General features: G+C 71.9%; 18 protein-coding genes. 6 read left to right on the forward strand and 12 right to left on the reverse strand.

The genetic code is table 11. The features are described 5' to 3' along the window. Nucleotides 1–90 precede the first annotated feature (90 nt). Complete coding sequence (locus tag OG2516_RS03515) at nucleotides 91–294, reverse strand: hypothetical protein (protein WP_007254239.1); 204 nt, start codon at nucleotides 292–294, stop codon at nucleotides 91–93. Nucleotides 295–298: 4 nt separating this feature from the next. After that, nucleotides 299–844, reverse strand: coding sequence for a hypoxanthine phosphoribosyltransferase (gene hpt / locus OG2516_RS03520; protein WP_007254240.1), 546 nt, complete (start codon nucleotides 842–844; stop codon nucleotides 299–301). 137 nt (nucleotides 845–981) lie between these two features. Between hpt and OG2516_RS03525 the strand changes: the two genes are divergently transcribed. Further along, a complete protein-coding gene (locus OG2516_RS03525) occupies nucleotides 982–1,428 on the forward strand; it encodes a type II toxin-antitoxin system RatA family toxin (protein WP_007254241.1) in 447 nt (148 codons plus the stop codon). Between the two features lie 15 nt (nucleotides 1,429–1,443). On the opposite strand, the gene OG2516_RS03530 is transcribed toward OG2516_RS03525, so the two are convergent. Further along, a complete protein-coding gene (locus OG2516_RS03530) occupies nucleotides 1,444–2,604 on the reverse strand; it encodes a cytochrome P450 (protein WP_007254242.1) in 1,161 nt (386 codons plus the stop codon). Between the two features lie 59 nt (nucleotides 2,605–2,663). On the opposite strand from OG2516_RS03530, the gene OG2516_RS03535 reads away from it, so the two are divergent. From OG2516_RS03535 to OG2516_RS03555, 5 genes are all read left to right on the forward strand, one after another. Then, on the forward strand, nucleotides 2,664–4,394 hold the full coding sequence (locus OG2516_RS03535) for a sensor histidine kinase (protein ID WP_007254243.1): 1,731 nt from the start codon (nucleotides 2,664–2,666) through the stop codon (nucleotides 4,392–4,394). Then, entirely contained in the window at nucleotides 4,391–5,614 is a 1,224-nt protein-coding gene (locus OG2516_RS03540; RefSeq protein ID WP_007254244.1) for a sigma-54-dependent transcriptional regulator, read from the forward strand. Before OG2516_RS03535 ends, OG2516_RS03540 begins: the two co-directional genes overlap by 4 nt. A 273-nt stretch (nucleotides 5,615–5,887) precedes the next feature. Then, nucleotides 5,888–6,889, forward strand: coding sequence for a DctP family TRAP transporter solute-binding subunit (locus OG2516_RS03545; protein ID WP_007254245.1), 1,002 nt, complete (start codon nucleotides 5,888–5,890; stop codon nucleotides 6,887–6,889). 76 nt (nucleotides 6,890–6,965) lie between these two features. Then, complete coding sequence (locus OG2516_RS03550; RefSeq protein WP_007254246.1) at nucleotides 6,966–7,649, forward strand: TRAP transporter small permease; 684 nt, start codon at nucleotides 6,966–6,968, stop codon at nucleotides 7,647–7,649. Nucleotides 7,650–7,653: 4 nt separating this feature from the next. Beyond that, nucleotides 7,654–9,162 (forward strand): TRAP transporter large permease, encoded by a 1,509-nt coding sequence (locus OG2516_RS03555; protein ID WP_007254247.1) that lies wholly within the window; start codon nucleotides 7,654–7,656, stop codon nucleotides 9,160–9,162. 140 nt (nucleotides 9,163–9,302) lie between these two features. Here the strand turns inward: OG2516_RS03555 and tpiA are convergent, their stop codons facing one another. The 9 genes from tpiA to rimK form a co-directional block, all read right to left on the reverse strand. Further along, complete coding sequence (tpiA, locus tag OG2516_RS03560) at nucleotides 9,303–10,049, reverse strand: triose-phosphate isomerase (protein WP_007254248.1); 747 nt, start codon at nucleotides 10,047–10,049, stop codon at nucleotides 9,303–9,305. Between the two features lie 65 nt (nucleotides 10,050–10,114). Next, nucleotides 10,115–10,495 (reverse strand): HesB/IscA family protein, encoded by a 381-nt coding sequence (locus tag OG2516_RS03565; protein ID WP_007254249.1) that lies wholly within the window; start codon nucleotides 10,493–10,495, stop codon nucleotides 10,115–10,117. 46 nt (nucleotides 10,496–10,541) lie between these two features. Beyond that, a complete protein-coding gene (locus OG2516_RS20850; RefSeq protein WP_007254250.1) occupies nucleotides 10,542–11,234 on the reverse strand; it encodes a DUF3307 domain-containing protein in 693 nt (230 codons plus the stop codon). Further along, complete coding sequence (locus OG2516_RS03575; protein ID WP_007254251.1) at nucleotides 11,231–11,848, reverse strand: RNA polymerase sigma factor sigma-70 region 4 domain-containing protein; 618 nt, start codon at nucleotides 11,846–11,848, stop codon at nucleotides 11,231–11,233. The genes OG2516_RS20850 and OG2516_RS03575 overlap by 4 nt, the downstream gene beginning before the upstream one ends. Before the next feature lie 85 nt (nucleotides 11,849–11,933). Beyond that, nucleotides 11,934–13,598, reverse strand: coding sequence for a mechanosensitive ion channel family protein (locus OG2516_RS03580; RefSeq protein ID WP_007254252.1), 1,665 nt, complete (start codon nucleotides 13,596–13,598; stop codon nucleotides 11,934–11,936). A 49-nt stretch (nucleotides 13,599–13,647) separates the two neighbouring features. After that, nucleotides 13,648–14,010 carry an SUF system Fe-S cluster assembly protein gene (locus tag OG2516_RS03585; protein WP_007254253.1) on the reverse strand — a complete coding sequence of 121 codons (363 nt, stop codon included), beginning with the start codon at nucleotides 14,008–14,010 and terminating at the stop codon, nucleotides 13,648–13,650. Between the two features lie 67 nt (nucleotides 14,011–14,077). Continuing rightward, a complete protein-coding gene (locus tag OG2516_RS03590; RefSeq protein ID WP_007254254.1) occupies nucleotides 14,078–14,758 on the reverse strand; it encodes an MIP/aquaporin family protein in 681 nt (226 codons plus the stop codon). 40 nt (nucleotides 14,759–14,798) lie between these two features. After that, the gene (locus OG2516_RS03595) at nucleotides 14,799–15,137 is read right to left on the reverse strand and encodes an ArsR/SmtB family transcription factor (protein WP_007254255.1); all 339 of its coding nucleotides are present in this window, start codon (nucleotides 15,135–15,137) and stop codon (nucleotides 14,799–14,801) included. Nucleotides 15,138–15,190: 53 nt separating this feature from the next. Then, on the reverse strand, nucleotides 15,191–16,612 hold the full coding sequence (rimK, locus tag OG2516_RS03600; RefSeq protein ID WP_007254256.1) for a 30S ribosomal protein S6--L-glutamate ligase: 1,422 nt from the start codon (nucleotides 16,610–16,612) through the stop codon (nucleotides 15,191–15,193). Between the last annotated feature and the right edge of the window lie 38 nt (nucleotides 16,613–16,650).

The following is a 16,650-nucleotide window of genomic DNA, read 5'->3' on the forward strand; positions in this document are numbered from 1 at the left end:
CCCGTAGGCCGGGCTTCAGCCCGGCAACCGTCGGCAGAGGTGGCGCGACGCCGTAGGCCGGGCTTCAGCCCGGCATCGCCAGCCTCCGCGTCAGCCCGGCGCCGCCGGCGAGACCTGTACCTTGGGGCGGCCGACGGGCTCCAGCGTGGCCCAGTCGGGCCAGCCGACGAAGCGGACCACCCCGGCGAGCAGCAGGCAGGCGGCGATCACGCCGAGCACCAGCTTCACCCGCTCCGCCGAGGGCGGGCGGTCGGCCCAGCGCTTGGCGCGCAGCAGCCAGCGCAGCTCGTTCATGCCGTCACTCCGCGTCCGGGAAGCGCACCTTGCCGATGAACGGCAGGTTGCGGTTGCGCTGGGCGTAGTCGATCCCGTAGCCGACCACGAACTCGTCGGGGATCTCGAAGCCGGTCCAGTCGGCCTTGAAGTCGACCTCGCGCCGCGCCGGCTTGTCGAGCAGCGCGATGGTGCGCAGCCGGGCCGGGGTGCGGGTGGCGAGGTACTGGGTGACCTTCGACAGGGTGTGGCCGGTGTCGACGATGTCCTCGACCACGAGCACGTCGCGCCCGCCGATCTCGCCGCGCAGGTCCTTCAGGATGCGCACCTCGCGGCTCGATTCCATCGAATCGCCGTAGGAAGAGGCCTCGAGGAAATCCACCTCCACCGGCAGGTCGAGCTCGCGCACGAGGTCGGCGATGAACACGAACGAGCCGCGCAGCAGCCCGACCACGACGAGCTGCTCGGTGCCGCGGAACTCGCGCTTGATCTCGTGGGCGAGCGCCTCGATGCGCGCGGCGATCGACTTCGCCGAGATCATCTCGTCGATGACGTAGTCGCGATTCACCATCGTGCAGCTCTCCTGTCCCGTGCGCGCGCCACCTAGCCGATGCGCGCGGCGCTGTCACGGGGCAAGGGCGGCTTGCCTCTCGCCGCCCGGCGTCCGACATAGGCGGGAACAGCCACCCGGAGCCAGCGTTCGTCCATATGCCGAAACACCACGAGACCCGCGTCCTGCCCTACACGCCCGACCAGATGTACGATCTCGTCGCCGACGTGGAGAGCTATCCCGAGTTCCTGCCCTGGACCGCCGCCGCGCGCGTCACCTCGCGCGAGGAGGCGGGCGACCACACGGTGATGCACGCCGACCTCGTGATCTCGTTCAAGGTCTTCCGCGAGCGCTTCTCCTCGAAGGTGACGCTGTACCCGAAGCACCAGATCGACACCGCCTACATCGACGGCCCGTTCCGCTACATGGAGAGCCGCTGGCGCTTCGAGGACGACCCGGCCGGGTGCCGGGTGATGTTCGACGTCGATTTCGAGTTCCGCAACCGCTTGCTGCAGGGCGCGGCGGGGATGTTCTTCAACGAGGCGATGCAGCGCATCGTGCGCGCCTTCGAGCGCCGCGCGGGCGTGCTCTACGGCGGCAGGTAGCGCCGCCGCCGCGGCTCAGCGCGCCACCATCAGCCGCTCGAGGCCGTGGAAGTGGAAGACGTCGGCATAGCCCGAGGGCTCGGCGGCGTGGAGGCCGGGGCAGGTCTCGAACAGCACCCGCAGCGCCACGGCCATCTCGAGCCGGGCGAGCGGCGCGCCGACGCAGAAGTGGATGCCGCCGCCGAACGCCGCCGATTGCGGCCCCGACCGGCCGGGCCGGAAGGCGTCGGGCTCGGGGTAGGCGGCCGGGTCGCGGTTGGCGGCGGCGAGCAGGCAGTTCACCTGGTCGCCGCGCGCGAAGCGGTGGCCGAACAGCTCGACCTCCTCGTAGACCCAGCGCGAGAACAGGTGCAGCGGCGGATCGAGCCGCAGGCACTCCTCGACCACCGCCGCATCCACCTCGCGCACCCCCTCGGCGAGCAGCAGCCGCACCGCGTTGCCCAGCGAGTGCACCGTCGCCTCGTGGCCCGCGTTGAGCAGCAGGATCACCGTCGCCACCAGCTCGTCCGTCGTCAGCCGCGCGCCCTCCCGCTCGACGGCGATGAGCTCCGAGAGCAGGTCCGGCCCCGGCGCCTGCCGCCGCGCCGCGACCGTCTCCTCGACGAAGTCGCGGAACGCCACCGAGGCGGCGACGGCGGCGTCCTCCATCTCGCGGGTGCGCCGCGCCTGGTACATGCCGACCATCGCGTTGGACCACGCCAGCAGGTCCGTCGCCCGCGCCTCCGGCACACCGAGCAGGCGGGCGATCACGATCACCGGCAGCGGCCGGGCGAAGGCGTCGAGCAGGTCGAACGGTCCGTCGGGAAAATCGGCGACGAGACCGCGGCACAGCGCCTCGATGTCGGCCTCCAGCGCCGCGATGCGCCGCGAGGTGAAGGCGCGCAGCACCAGCCCGCGCAGCCGGGTGTGGCGCGGCGGCTCGAGCTCGAGCATGGAGTCGGCCTCGATGTCGTAGAACGGCCGCAGCCGCTCGGGGATCGCCTCGGCGGCCTCCGCGGGGATCTCGCGCCCCAGCCGGCGGTCCTTGAGCAGCGCCATCACCGCCCGGTGCGACACGGCGCACAGGCCGTACTCCTCCCAGTGGAACAGGTCGCCCCCGGCGCGGGCGCGCTCGTAGAACGGGTAGGGGTCCTGGACGAAGGACGGCTCGGTCGGGTCTTGCGAGAGGTGCAGCATCGCGCGACCATTACCGCGCGCTCTGGCCAAGGCAAGCCACGGTTTCTATCCTCGCCGCCATGATCCGCCGCCGCACCCGCATCCCCGCCGCCCTCGCCTGGCTCGCCCTCGTCGCGGCGTTCTCGACCGGGGTCTGGTGGACCGGCTACCGCGCCGCGCTCGACCCGCTCGAGCGGCGCGGCGCGTCCGACCTCGCGCTCGCCTCCGACCGGCTCGTCAACCAGCTCCAGCGGTTCCGCGAACTGGCGGTGCTGCTCGCCAACCACGACGAGATCCGGCAGGTCGCGGCGAGCGACAGGGCGGCCGACATCCTGCTGCGGGTGCGCGACCTGACCGGCTCGCTCGACATCCTCGTCGTCGGCGCCGACGGCACCGAGCGGCTCAGCGCCATCGCCAGCGCGCCCGAGGCGCATGGCGGGCGCGGCTACTTCGAGCGCGCGATGGACGGGGCGCTGGGCGTGGCGCACCTGCGCTCGCCGCGCTGGGAGCGGCGGGCGTTCCTGTTCGCCGCGCCGATCTTCGCGCCCGAGGGGCCGGTGCGCGGCGCGGTGGTGGTCGCCGTCGACGCCGACGCCATCGAGCAGACCTGGCGCGGCGACCGGCCGACGGTGTTCTTCACCGACGCCGGCGGCACCGTGTTCCTGTCCAACCGCTCCGAGCTGGTGGGGCTGGCGCGGGCGGGCAGCGGCGAGGGCGCGCCCTTCGTCAACAGCCGCGCGCGCGCCCTTGGCGACAGCGAGATCTGGAGCCTCGACGGCGGCCCCTACCTGCCGCGCACCGCGCTGCACCTCGAGCGCGACCTGCCGGTGATCGGCATGGTCGGCGAGGCGCTCATCGACGTCACCCCCGCGCGCCAGGTCGCGACCCTGCAGGCCGCCGCCGCCGCCGCGCTGTGCCTCGCCTTCGGGGCGGTGCTGTTCTGGGCGACGGGCCGGCGGCGGGTTCTGGCGGAGGCCAACCGGCGGCTCGAGGGGCGGGTGCAGCGGCGCACGGCGGCGCTGAGCCGGCTCAACGCCGACCTGCGCCGCGAGGTGGCCGAGCGCGCCGCCGCCGAGGCGCGGCTGACCAAGGCGCAGGCCGATCTGGTGCAGGCGGGCAAGCTGTCGGCGCTGGGCCAGATGTCGGCGGGGATCAGCCACGAGCTGAACCAGCCGTTGATGGCGATCCGCTCCTTCGCCGAGAACGGCGAGGCGTTCCTCGAGCGCGGCCGCCCCGACGCGGCGGCGACCAACCTCGCGCGCATCGGCGAGCTGGCGCGCCGCATGGGCCGCATCATCCGCAACCTGCGCGCCTTCGCCCGGCAGGAGAGCCACCCGCCCGTCGACGTCGACCTCGTCGCGGTGATCGACACGGTGCTCGAGATGACCGCCGCGCGCGCCCGCGCCGACGGCGTCGCGCTCGACTGGCAGCGCCCCGCCGGCCCGGTGATGGTGCGCGGCGGCGAGGTGCGGCTGCAGCAGGTGTTCCTCAACCTCGTCAGCAACGCGCTCGACGCCACCGCCGCCGCCGACACCCGCCGCGTCACCCTCACCGTCGAGTCCGCGCCGGGGCGGGTGACGCTCGCCGTCGCCGACACCGGGCCGGGGATCGCCGATCCCGAGCGCATCTTCGATCCGTTCTACTCCACCAAGGAGGTCGGCGAGGCCGAGGGAATGGGCCTCGGCCTGTCCATCAGCTACGGGCTCGTCCAGGGCTTCGGCGGCGCGATCCGCGGCCGCAACCGGCCCGGGGGCGGCGCGCTCTTCACCGTCGAGCTCGACGCCGCCGCGCCGCGCGAGGTGGCCGCGTGAGCCGCCGGGTGCTGCTCGTGGACGACGACCGGGCGGTGCGCGAGGCGCTCGGCCAGACCCTCGAGCTCGCCGACCTCGCGCCGATCCTCGCCGGCAGCTTCATCGAGGCGCGCGACCACATCTCCGCCCGCTTCGACGGCATCGTCGTCACCGACATCCGCATGCCCGGCCGCGACGGCTTCCACCTGCTCGAGCACAGCCGCAAGATCGACCCGGAGCTGCCGGTGATCCTGCTCACCGGCGAGGGCGACATCCCCATGGCCGTCGAGGCGATCGGGCGCGGCGCGCACGACTTCCTCGAGAAGCCCTGCGCCCCGCGCGACTTCCTCGCCGCCGTCGAGACCGCGCTCGAGGGGCGCGTCGCGGTGCTCGAGGCGCGCCGCCAGAAGCTGCGGCTCGAGAGCGGCGACGCGGCGGCGCGGATGATCTTCGGCACCTCGCCCCAGGCCGAGGAGCTCAAGGCCCGGCTGCGCGCCGTGGCGCGGGCCTCGGCGGAGGTGCTGGTCACCGGTGAGCCCGGCTCGGGCACGCCCAAGGCCGCCGAGGTCATCCACCTCCTCTCCGCCGCCGCCCGGCACCCGTTCGTCAAGCGCGCGGCGGCCGGCATGGACGTGGAGGCGCTCGACGAGGCGCTCGCGGCGGCCGGGGCGGGGACGCTCTACCTCGACGAGGTCGGCCTGCTGCCGCCGGGGGCGCAATTCGCCCTGCTCGAGCGGCTCGAATCCGGCGGCCCCACCCGGATCGTCGCCGGCACCACCCGCGACCTCGAGGCCGAGAGCCGCGCCGGGCGCTTCAACGGCGATCTCTACTACCGGCTCGACCTGATGCGGGTGCGCATCCCCAGCCTGCGCGAGCGCCCCGACGACATCCCCGTCATGTTCCGCCGCTACGTCGCGCAGGCCTGCGAGCAGGCCAACCTGCCCCAGCCCGAGATCACCCCCGACGTGATCGCCCGCCTCATGGCGCAGGACTGGCCCGGCAACGGGCGCGCGCTGATGAACGCCGCGATGCGCTTCGTCATGGGCCTGTCTGACGGCGAGGAAGAGAGCGGCCTCGGCCTCGCCGAACAGCTCGCCCGGGTCGAGCGCTCGCTCCTCGCCGACGCCCTGCGCCGCACCGGCGGGCGCGCCACCGAGGCCGCCCGCAGCCTGAAGCTGCCGCGCAAGACCTTCTACGACAAGCTGGCCCGCCACGGCCTGCGCCCCGAAGACTACCGCTGACCAGGTCTCTGTCCTCGAAATCCCGGGGGAGTCGCCCCGCCGGGGCGACGGGGGCAGCGCCCCCGGCCTGTGCGGAATTCCGCACACTCGGGGCGTGAGGCTGTGCGACATCCCGCCCGCCTCCTGCGCCGCCGCCGCACAAGTTACTGAAAACAGTGGCACATCTCCTCCTTCCCACGGCGCTTGGCAGCCCCCGCCGCGCGCGCCAGACTGCCGCCCATGCACCCCGAGGAGGGGTGTGACCCGATACGAGACGTCCAGGGAGGACCCCCCATGAAGTTCATGACCACCGCCGCCACGGCGCTGGCGCTCTCGGTGAGCGCGACCGCCGGCTTCGCCGCCTGCGACGACGGCGAGATCGTCGTCAAGTTCAGCCACGTCACCAACTCCGACCGCCACCCCAAGGGCATCGCGGCGAACCTGCTGATGGAGCGGGTCAACGAGGAGATGGACGGCACCATGTGCATGGAGGTCTACCCGAACTCCACGCTCTACAACGACGACCAGGTGCTCGAGGCGATGCTGCAGGGCGACGTCCAGCTCGCCGCGCCGTCGCTGTCCAAGTTCGAGGCCTTCACCAAGGTCTTCCGCATCTTCGACCTGCCCTTCATGTTCGAGGACATCGCCGCCGTCGACGCCTTCCAGGCCTCCGAGGCCGGGCAGGAGATGATGAACTCGATGCAGCGCCGCGGCCTGCAGGGCCTCGCCTTCTGGCACAACGGCATGAAGCAGTTCTCGGCCAACGTGCCGCTGATGGAGCCGGGCGACGCGGCCGGGCTGAAGTTCCGCGTGCAGCCCTCCGACGTGCTGATCGCGCAGATGGAGGCGCTCGAGGCGTCGCCGCAGCCGATGGCCTTCTCCGAGGTCTACGGCGCGCTGCAGACCGGCGTCGTCGACGGCCAGGAGAACACCTGGTCCAACATCTACGGCCAGAAGTTCTTCGAGGTGCAGGACGGCACCACCGAGACCAACCACGGCGTGCTCGACTACCTCGTCGTCGCCTCGACCGACTGGCTCGACAGCCTCGACGCCGACGTGCGCGAGCAGTTCCTGACGATCCTCGAGGAGGTCACCGCCGAGCGCAACGCCGCCGTGGGCGAGGTCGACGCCGAGGCCCGCCAGGCGATCCTCGACGCCGGCGGCGAGATCCGCGAGCTGACCGACGAGCAGCGCCAGATGTGGGTCGACGCGATGCAGCCCGTCTGGGAGCAGTTCGTCGACGACGTCGGCCAGGAGAACATCGACGCCGCCCAGCGGATCAACGGCGAGACCTGATCGCCGCCACGAGACGAGAAGGCGCGTCCCCGCCCGGGCGGGGGCGCGCCGTTCACGACGCAGGGGAGGGGAGCGCATGAGCGCGCGAGGCTATCGCCCGAAGGGCAGGTTCGGGGCGGCCGTGCACGGCGCCGAGGAGACGATCATCGCGCTGCTGCTCGGCCTGATGACCCTCGTCACCTTCGCCAACGTGGTGCTGCGCTACGTGTTCAACAGCCAGATCATCTGGGGGCTGGAGCTCACGCTCGTCCTCTTTGCCTGGCTCGTGCTGTTCGGCATCGCCTACGGCTTCAAGGTCACCGCCCATCTCGGCGTCGACGCCATCCTCAACCTCGTGCCGAGCCGCACCCGCCGCGTGCTGGGGCTGGTCGCGGCCGCCGTCTGCCTCGGCTACGCGCTGCTGTTCCTGAAGGGCGCGTGGGATTACTGGGCCCCCTTCGGCGGCTTCGACGCGACCTCCGGGCGCTGGTTTCCCACCGGCTTCGCCGACAGCCGCGACCAGGCCTGGTACGAGACCGAGCAGATCCCGATCCCGTTCGGGCAGGCCTGGCTCGAGCAGACCTTCAACCTCGGCGAGGAGTACGAGAAACTGCCCCGCTTCATCCCCTACGCGATCCTGCCCGTCGCCGCGGCGCTGATCCTGCTGCGCCTCGTGCAGGCGACGGTGCGGATCGTGCGCGGCGAGATCGACTGCCTGATCGTCAGCCACGAAGCGGAGGACGCCGTCGAGGACGTCGCCGCCCGCAACCGGGAGGCCTGAGCGCATGGACGTTCTGCTGCTCTTCGTGATGATCATCGGCCTGCTGCTGATCGGCGTCCCCATCGCCGTCTCGCTCGGCTTCTCGTCGATCCTGTTCATGCTGCTGTTCTCCGACACCTCGCTGGCCTCGGTGGCGCAGTCGCTCTACCAGGCGATGGCGGGGCACTACACGCTGCTGGCGATCCCGTTCTTCATCCTCGCCTCGTCCTTCATGTCGACGGGGGGCGTCGCCAAGCGGATCATCCGCTTCGCCATCGCCTGCGTCGGCCACCTGCAGGGCGGGCTCGCCATCGCCGGGGTCTTCGCCTGCATGATGTTCGCCGCGCTCTCGGGTTCGTCGCCGGCGACGGTGGTGGCGATCGGCTCGATCGTGATCGCGGCGATGCGCCAGGTCGGCTACAGCCGCGACTTCGCCGCCGGGGTGATCTGCAACGCCGGCACGCTCGGCATCCTGATCCCGCCCTCCATCGTCATGGTCGTCTACGCCTCGGCCACCGACGTCTCGGTCGGGCGGATGTTCCTCGCCGGGGTGTTCCCGGGCCTGCTGGCGGGGCTGTTCCTGATGGTGACGATCTACATCTTCGCGCGCATCCGCAACATGCCCCGGGGCGAGTGGCTCGGCTGGGGCGAGATCTGGGCGAGCTTCCGCGACGCCTTCTGGGGGCTCCTGCTGATCGGCATCATCATGGGCGGCATCTACGGCCATCCCTGGCTCGGCATGCGCGAGATGACGGCCGAGAGCGGCGAGGCGATCCGCAGCTTCGGGGTCTACTGGCGCCCCGGCGCCTTCACCCCCACCGAGGCCGCCGCCGTCGCCGCGATCTACGCCTTCCTCGTCGCCGTCTTCGTCTACCGCGACATGGGCCCGCTCGCCGCGCCCCACCGCGAGGAGGTCCATGCCGGCGGACTGGGCGAGCACGCCGTCGCCACCGGCGCCGCGCCCGGCCGCTCCAACCTGTTGCGCAAGCCCTGGGCCCTCGTCACCGCCTTCTTCCACCGCGACACCCGCGACACGCTGTTCGAGGCGGGCAAGCTGACCGTGACGCTGATGTTCATCATCGCCAACGCGCTGCTGCTCAAGCACGTGCTGACCGACGAGCAGGTGCCCCAGGCCATCGCGGCGGCGATGCTCGACGTCGGCTTCGGGCCGGTGATGTTCCTGGTGATGGTCAACATCGTGCTGCTGATCGGCGGCCAGTTCATGGAGCCCTCGGGCCTGCTCGTGATCGTCGCGCCGCTGGTCTTCCCGATCGCGATCAGCCTCGGCATCGACCCGATCCACCTCGGCATCATCATGGTGGTGAACATGGAGATCGGCATGATCACCCCGCCGGTGGGGCTCAACCTCTTCGTCACCTCCGGCGTCGCCGGCATGCCGGTGATGGGCGTCGTGCGCGCGGCGCTGCCGTTCCTCGCCGTGCTCTTCGTCTTCCTGATCCTGATCACCTACGTCCCGGCGATCTCGACCTACCTGCCGACCGCCGTGATGGGGCCGGAGATCATCGTCAACTGAGCCCGCGCGCCGCCCCTTCGGCGCGCGCACCGGGTCCCTGCGGCCATGCGTATTTGTGGCGAGATGAAGCCGGGCGCGCGCCCCGGGGTCTCTGTCCTGCAAATATCCCCGCCGGAGGCTCCCCCGGCCGGGCCGGGCGCTCACGCCTGCTCGAGGGCGCTGACGATGGGCGAGAAATCCTCCGCCCGCAGGCTCGCGCCGCCCACGAGGGCGCCGTCGACGTCGCGCACCGAGAAGATGTCGGCCGCGTTCGACGCCTTGACCGAACCGCCGTAGAGCAGGCGGATGCCGTCGGCAGCGTCGGGCAGGTGGGTGGCGAGCTCCTTGCGCAGGTATTCGTGGACCTCGGCGATCTGCTCCAGCGTCGGCACCTTGCCGGTGCCGATGGCCCAGACGGGCTCGTAGGCGACGACGGTGTTGGCGGCGGTCGCGCCCTCGGGGAGGGAGGCGCCGAGCTGGTCGGCGACGACGGCGAGGGTGGTGCCGGCCTCGCGCTCGGCGAGGGTCTCGCCGAGGCAGATCACCGCGACGAGCCCCGCGGCGTGGGCGGCGGCGGCCTTGGCGGCGACCGTCTCGGAGGTCTCGCCGTGGTCGGTGCGGCGCTCGGAATGGCCGACGATGACGTGGCTCGCGCCCGCCTCCTTCAGCATCGCCGCCGAGATGTCGCCGGTATGGGCGCCGGACTCGCTGGAATGGCAATCCTGCCCGCCGACGCGCAGCGGGTGGCTGCCGCGGGCATCGGCCATCGGCGCGACGAGGGTGGCGGGCGGGCAGAGCAGCAGCTCGACGGCGCTGTCGGGGTGGGCGGCGCAGAGCGCCTCGACCTCGGCCAGCGCGGCGCGGGAGCCGTTCATCTTCCAGTTACCGGCGGCGAGCTTCCTGCGCATGGGCGGCGTCCTTTCCTGTGGCTGCGCCTTCGCTTAGCAAGCGGGGCGGGCCCGGGGAAGGGGCGTCAGGCCTTCGTCTGCTCCGCGGCCAGCTCCTCGACGTCCTTGAACTTGATCGACTCGCCGCAGCCGCAGGAATCGGTGACGTTGGGGTTGTTGAACTTGAAGCCGCTCTCGAGCAGCGCGGTCTGGTAGTCGATCTCGGTGCCGAACAGGAACATCTGCGCCATCGGCGCGATCATCACCCGCGCGCCGTCCTGCTCGACGACCTCGTCGTTGGGATCGACGCTGTCGGCGAAGTCCATCGTGTATTCCATGCCCGCGCAGCCGCCCTTCTTGACGCCGATGCGCAGGCCCTGGTGGCCGTCGCGCTGCATCAGGCGCCGGATCTGGGCGGCGGCCCGGTCGGTGATGGTGACGGCCTGCTTGCCGGGGATCGAGAACATGGGCGCACTCCTTCGATGCCCAATCTAGGGACCGGCGCGGGGGCGCTCAAGGGGGCGGGGGGAGGTGTCGCAGGGCGGCGGCGGTGGCGAGCGCCGCGCCGATGGCCCAGCCGAACGAGGCGAGGGTGCCGATGATGACGTATTCGCCCGCGCGCTGGTCGCGCGAGGCGGTGTCGAAGCGCAGGATCGACTTGGCCGCGATCAGGAAGCCGATGCCGGCGGCGTTGCCCGACAGGATCAGCAGGAAGATCAGCGCGCGCTCCAGCTGCCCGATGAGCCGGCCGGCATGCTCCAGCCCGTCGAGCCGCGCGTGCTCCTGGTAGGGGCGCATCAGCAGCCCCACCGCCGGCCCGCCCGCGAGGGTCGCCGCGATCAGGCCGGTCGCGAGCAGCAGCGCCGTGAGCGCCGCCGGGGGCAGGGGCCAGGCCAGCGCGGCCGGGAACAGCCAGGCGAGCCCGGCGAGGACGGCGATGTGCGCCGCCTGGTCGGCGAGGAAGGCGGCGAGGGTCGGCGGGGCGAGGTGGGCCTTGAGCCAGTCGATGACGAGGTGGGTCGCCGCGACGGCGAGCGGCACGAACGGCGCGCCGCCGGTGACGGCGAGGGCGAGGGCGAAGTGGATCGCGGCGTGCGCCAGCAGCGGGCCGGGCCGGCGCTTGGCCTCGGCGAGGCGGGCGCTCTGGAGCAGGAAGTCGCCCGCGAGGTGGGCGAGGAGCAGGGCGAGGAAGGTGTGGACCATCATGCGTAGGCGTGCGCGCGGAAGGCGGCGAGGATGCGCTCGAAATGCCCCGCCCCGGCCGCCGCGAGGCGCGACTGCACCGCCTGCCGGGTGATGCCGAGGCGCGCCGCGATCTCGTCCTGGGTCAGCGGGTTGGGGCGCAGCACGTAGGCCGCCGCCTCGGCCTGCGCCGCCGACCAGCCGGTGGCGATATGCTCGATCAGGTCGAGCGCCCCCGCCTGCCAGGGCGCGACGTCGTCGCCCGCGATTGCGAGGCGGTTGCGGCGGGGCAGGGACTCCAGGGCGTCGCCCGAGGCCACGAAGGCGCTGCCCGCGGCATCGGCTAGATCGCGGCTGCCGGGGTGGTCGACGGCGCCGATGCCGATGGCGATGCGGGTGGCGAGTTCGGCGCCGGCCAGGCCGGCGAGCATCGCGAGGGTGGCGTCGAGCGCGAGGGCGGCGTCGGGGACGAGCACCTGCCAGCCGTCGCCGCGGAAGCGGGTGAAGCGGAGGTCGTGGCCGACCTCGCGGCCGAAGGCGTCGGCCGCCTCGGCGAGGCGCGCCATCGCCGCGTCGGTGCTGGCGGCGTCGGCGGCGCGGGAGGCGACGAGATCGCCGGTAAGGACAGCGGCAGGCATGGGGGCAGGATCGGGGTTGCAGCCCCAAAAAGCAAGTGAACATGCTTGCAATGGGGGAAAGCAAGTCAGAGGGCTTGCGAACCCATCAGCCGGTCGCGTCGGCGGCCGCGCCCTCGGGGAACAGGGACTTGCCGTCGGCCGACAACTCGGCGGCGGCATCCAGCAGGCGCTCGCGCACCTCGCAGGTGGCGGCCCAGGCGGTGTTGGCGTCGAGGCAGGGCACCATGAACAGGACCTCGCGGCCGAGGACGTCGTGCGCGGTGGTGTAGACGCCGCGGTTGTCGTCCTCCTCTGAGACGTCGTCGGTCTCGTTCAGGATGTCCTCGTAGCGCGCGCGCAGCTCGGAGATGTCGGCCTCGTGCGACAGCCGCAGCCGCACCTCGCCGATCATCGCGGCCTCGTTCATCGTCCAGTTCTCGAACGGCTCGGCCACGAAGTCGATCACCGGTACGATCAGCCGCTTGCCGGTCCAGGTGCGCAGCTGGACGTAGGTGAAGTTGATCCGCTCGACGTTGCAGAGGTTGCCCTGGTACATCACGCGGTCGCCGATCTTGGCGGACTGGTTCAGCGCGATCTGCAGCGAGGCCATGATGTTGGCGAGCACGTTGCGCGCGGCGAAGGCGAGGATCAGCGTGATCGCGCCCGCCGAGGCGAGCAGCGAGTAGCCGAACGACTGCATCATGTTGGCCTGCCGCAGCACGAGCCCGGCGCCGACGATCACCGCCAGCACGATCAGGAACCGGCGCAGCGCGGCGACGTGGGTGGCGAGGCGGCGCTTCTTCTCCTGGCCGTCGCCGCTGATCTTGAGGTCGTTGTCGTCGAAGGTGACGAGCCGGTCGAGGATCACGTCGGCGACGTTGATGATCGCCCAGAGCGCCGAGCCGACGAAGCCGATGGCGATGAGCGGCGACAGCAGCGTGTCGATGCGGCCGGAAAAGACGAACAGCCACTGGGTGAAGATGGCCGCCACGGCGGTGACCACGGCGAGCACCGCCGGCGGGCGGATCGCGACGAGGAACGAGGTGCTGCCGCTGTCGCGCCGGGTCCGGTTGAGACCGCGCGAGGTCAGGCGGTAGGCGAGCACGCCGGCGCCGATGGCGGTGGCGATGGCGATCGGCAGCAGGATCACCTCCCACCAGTGCAGCCCCCAGAACGCCTTCTCGCGCAGCGGCCCGGGCAGCATCTTCTCGAGCCGCGACGGGCCGTAGCGCGCGGCGAGGGCGGGCAGGTTGTCGACGGACTGGCGCGAGAACACCCAGACCGGGTCGTCCTCGCCGGCGCGCACCCGGTCGAGGCGGATGCTGACCGGACGGTCGTCGAGCGGGAGCACCCAGAGCACGAGCGAGCGGCGCGGCTCGCCGGCCATGGCGCTCTCGCTGGGGGCACGCGCGTTGAGCGAATCCGGCCGGTCGAGCAGGCGCTGCCAGTTCACCACGATCTTGCGGTCGACGAGGGTGGCGAGGTCGCGCGCGAGGGCGGGGCCGACCTCGGCCTGCTCGGCCGGGTCGTAGGCGGTCAGGTCGAGCAGGTGGGCGGCGCCATCCCAGTCGTTCGCGGCGGCGCGGCCGAAGAAGCTCTCCATCGCCGCCTGCGGCGTGTCGCGGTCGATCGTGTCGGGGGCGGGGCCGAGGCCGGCGTTGAGGCTGTCGCGGACGAACCAGTCGCCGCTCGCCCCGTCCTGCTGCGCCGCGAGGGCGGCGGGGAGCGACAGCAGCAACGCGAGGCAGAGAAGGCGGAACAGGCGGAGCATCGGGGCTGAAACCTCCCCGCGCCCGCTTCGTTCCCGCGCGCGCGTCTGTTTACATGAAGCCGAGCTCGAGGCGGGCCTCATCGGACATCATCTCCATGCCCCACTGCGGCTCCCAGGTCAGGTCGACGTCGACCTGCTTGACGCCCGGCAGCGGCTCGATGGCGGCGGCCACCCAGCCCGGCATCTCGCCGGCGACGGGGCAGCCCGGCGCGGTCAGCGTCATCGTGACGTCGACGGCGCCCTCGTCGTCGATGCGGATCGTGTAGACGAGGCCGAGGTCGTAGATGTTGACCGGGATCTCGGGATCGTACACCGAGCGGCAGGCCTCGACGACGCTGTCGTAGAGCGGGTGCTCCGTGCTGGAGGGGGCAATGAGAGGAGTGCCCTCGAGGGGCGGCGCCTGTTCGGTCATGATGTCTCGCACGCTTGGTTGAGCGAAAATATAAGGTTTCCGCGTCACGGCGTAAAGGGAGGGTGGGTCAGTCCGCCTGCCGCGCTTCGTCGCGGGGACCGCCGAGCAGCCAGCCGATGAACAGCGTCGCGAGCAGCGCGCCCGCGACCTGCGCCAGTATGAAGGGCGGCACGTCGGCGGGGCGGATGCCGGCGAAGGTGTCGGAGAAGCCGCGAGCGATGGCGACGGCGGGGTTGGCGAAGCTGGTGGAGGCGGTGAACCAGTAGGCGGCGGTGATGTAGAGCCCGACGAGCATCGGGACCGCGTCGGGCCGGTGGCGGACGCCGGCGAAGATCGTCGCGACGAGGCCGAAGGTGGCCACCACCTCGGCGAGCCACTGGGCCGGGCCGGTGCGCACGGTCTGGCTCAGCTGCCACAGCGGCAGCTCGAACATCGCGTGGGCGAGCAGGCTGCCCGCGATGCCGCCCGCGACCTGCGCGGCGATGTAGGGGCCGACCTCGCGCCACGGCGCGTCGCGGCGCAGGGCGAAGGCGAGGGTGACGGCCGGGTTGAAGTGCGCACCCGAGAGGGGGCCGAGGATGGTGATGAGCACCACGAGGATCGCGCCGGTGGGCAGCGTGTTGCCCAGCAGCGCGAGCGCGGTGTCGTCGGTGAGGCGGTCGGCCATGATGCCCGAGCCGACGACGGTGCCCACGAGCATCGCCGTGCCGAGCGCCTCGGCGGCGAGACGGCGGCCGAGGTCGCTCACGGGGCCGGGCTCGCGGCGGCGGGGACGGGCGTGGCGGGCATCAGTCCGTGGTCTCGTCGCGGTGGCCGGCGAGGCGCGGGTAGCAGCGGCCGGGCTCGCCGCCGCAGCAATCGTCGATCAGGAACGACAGCACCTCGCCGATGCGCTCGGGCCGGGCGCTGTAGCGGATGTGGCGGCCTTCGCGCACGGACTGCACCAGCCCGGCGGCGCTCAGCACCGACAGGTGCGACGACATCGTGTTGGCCTTCGCGCCCTGCGCGGCGGCGATGTTGCCCGCCGTCATGCCCTCGGGCCCGGCGCAGATCAGCGCGCGCAGCACCGACAGCCGGACCGGCTGCGACAGGGCGGCGAAGAGGGTGGCGGCTTCGGTCGTTTCCATAGTTCAAGATTTAACGAAATGTCGTTGACGGTGCAACCCGTCCGCGCGCCGCCTCAGCTCGAGGCGGCCTTGCGGCGGGGCTTCATCGGCGCGGGGCGGACCTTGGTCTCGATCTCGTCGTAGAGGATGCGGGCGAGGTTCTTGCCCGACGCCTTCTCGATGCCCTCGAAGCCGGGGCTGGAATTGACCTCGAGGATCTTCGGCCCGTCGTTGGAGCGCAGCAGGTCGACCCCGGCGACGCCGAGCGAGAACGCCTTGGCCGCCTTGATCGCGGCGGCGCGCTCGACCCGGCTGATCTTCACCGCCTCCGCGGTGCCGCCCCGGTGCAGGTTGGAGCGGAAATCGTCGCCCGCCGCCGTGCGGCGCATGGAGGCGACCACCTTGTTGGCGATGACGAAGCAGCGGATGTCCTCGCCGGCGGCTTCCTTGACGAACTGCTGCACGAGGAAGTTCGCCTTGAGGCCCCGGAAGGCATCGATCACCGACTGCGCGGCCTTCTTCGTCTCGGCCATGACCACGCCTTTGCCTTGCGTCGATTCCAGCAGCTTGACGATGAGCGGCGCGGCCCCGACCAGGCCGATCAGGTTGTCGGTATCCTTGGGCGAGGCGGCGAAGGCGGTGGTCGGCATCCCGATCCGGTGCCGGGCGAGGATCTGGTGGGCGTGCAGCTTGTCGCGGCTGGCGGTGATGCCCTCCGAGCCGTTGACGCAGTAGGTGCCGAGCGTCTCGAACTGGCGGATCACGGCGGTGCCGTAGGGGGTGATCGAGGCGCCGATGCGCGGGATCACCGCGTCGTAGCGGGGCAGGCGCTTGCCGTCGTAGTGGATCTCGGGGGCGAGGGCGTTGATCGCCATGTAGCAGCGCGTCGTGTCGATGACCTCGACGGCGTGGCCGCGGTTCTCGCCTTCGTGCACGAGGCGCTGGGTAGAGTAATTGTTGGGCTCGCGCGACAGCACCGCGATGCGCAGGGCGCGGTTGGGCTGGGTGTCGCGGATCTTCTTGGCGGAGTAGACGTCGTAGGAGCGCTCGGGCCGCAGGTAGCGCTCGGAGGGCGCGACGATGCAATCCTCGCGCAGCGCCTGCCGGCCGAGCAGCATCCGCGAGGCCATCGTGGCGCGGTCGGTGAGGGTGACCTCGATCGGCCAGCTCTCGCCGTCGCCGGCGTCGAGCAGGGTCTCGATCACGAAGCGCAGCTCGCTGTCGCCGTTCGAGCTCGTCACCTCGCGCCGGTCGACGATCGTCGCCGAGCAGGGGATCGACAGGTCGTCCCGCCCCGGCACCGGGTGGATCGCGAAGCGCACCTTGGGCGCCCGCGACGGCCCGAAGGTCTCGATGTCGAAGGCGTGCAGCGCCGAGGTGCGCGCGCCGGTGTCGACCTTGGCCTTGATCGTCGGCAGGCCCAGCTCCGGCAGCCCCAGCCACTCCTCCCAGCCGAGCAGGATGGGGGCGGCGGGCTTGTCGGTATCGTCGGGCATGGGGCGGCCTTTCCTTCGGGGTTGGTGCGTGGGTAGCA

The organism is Oceanicola granulosus HTCC2516, from assembly GCF_000153305.1.
GTDB lineage: Bacteria > Pseudomonadota > Alphaproteobacteria > Rhodobacterales > Rhodobacteraceae > Oceanicola > Oceanicola granulosus.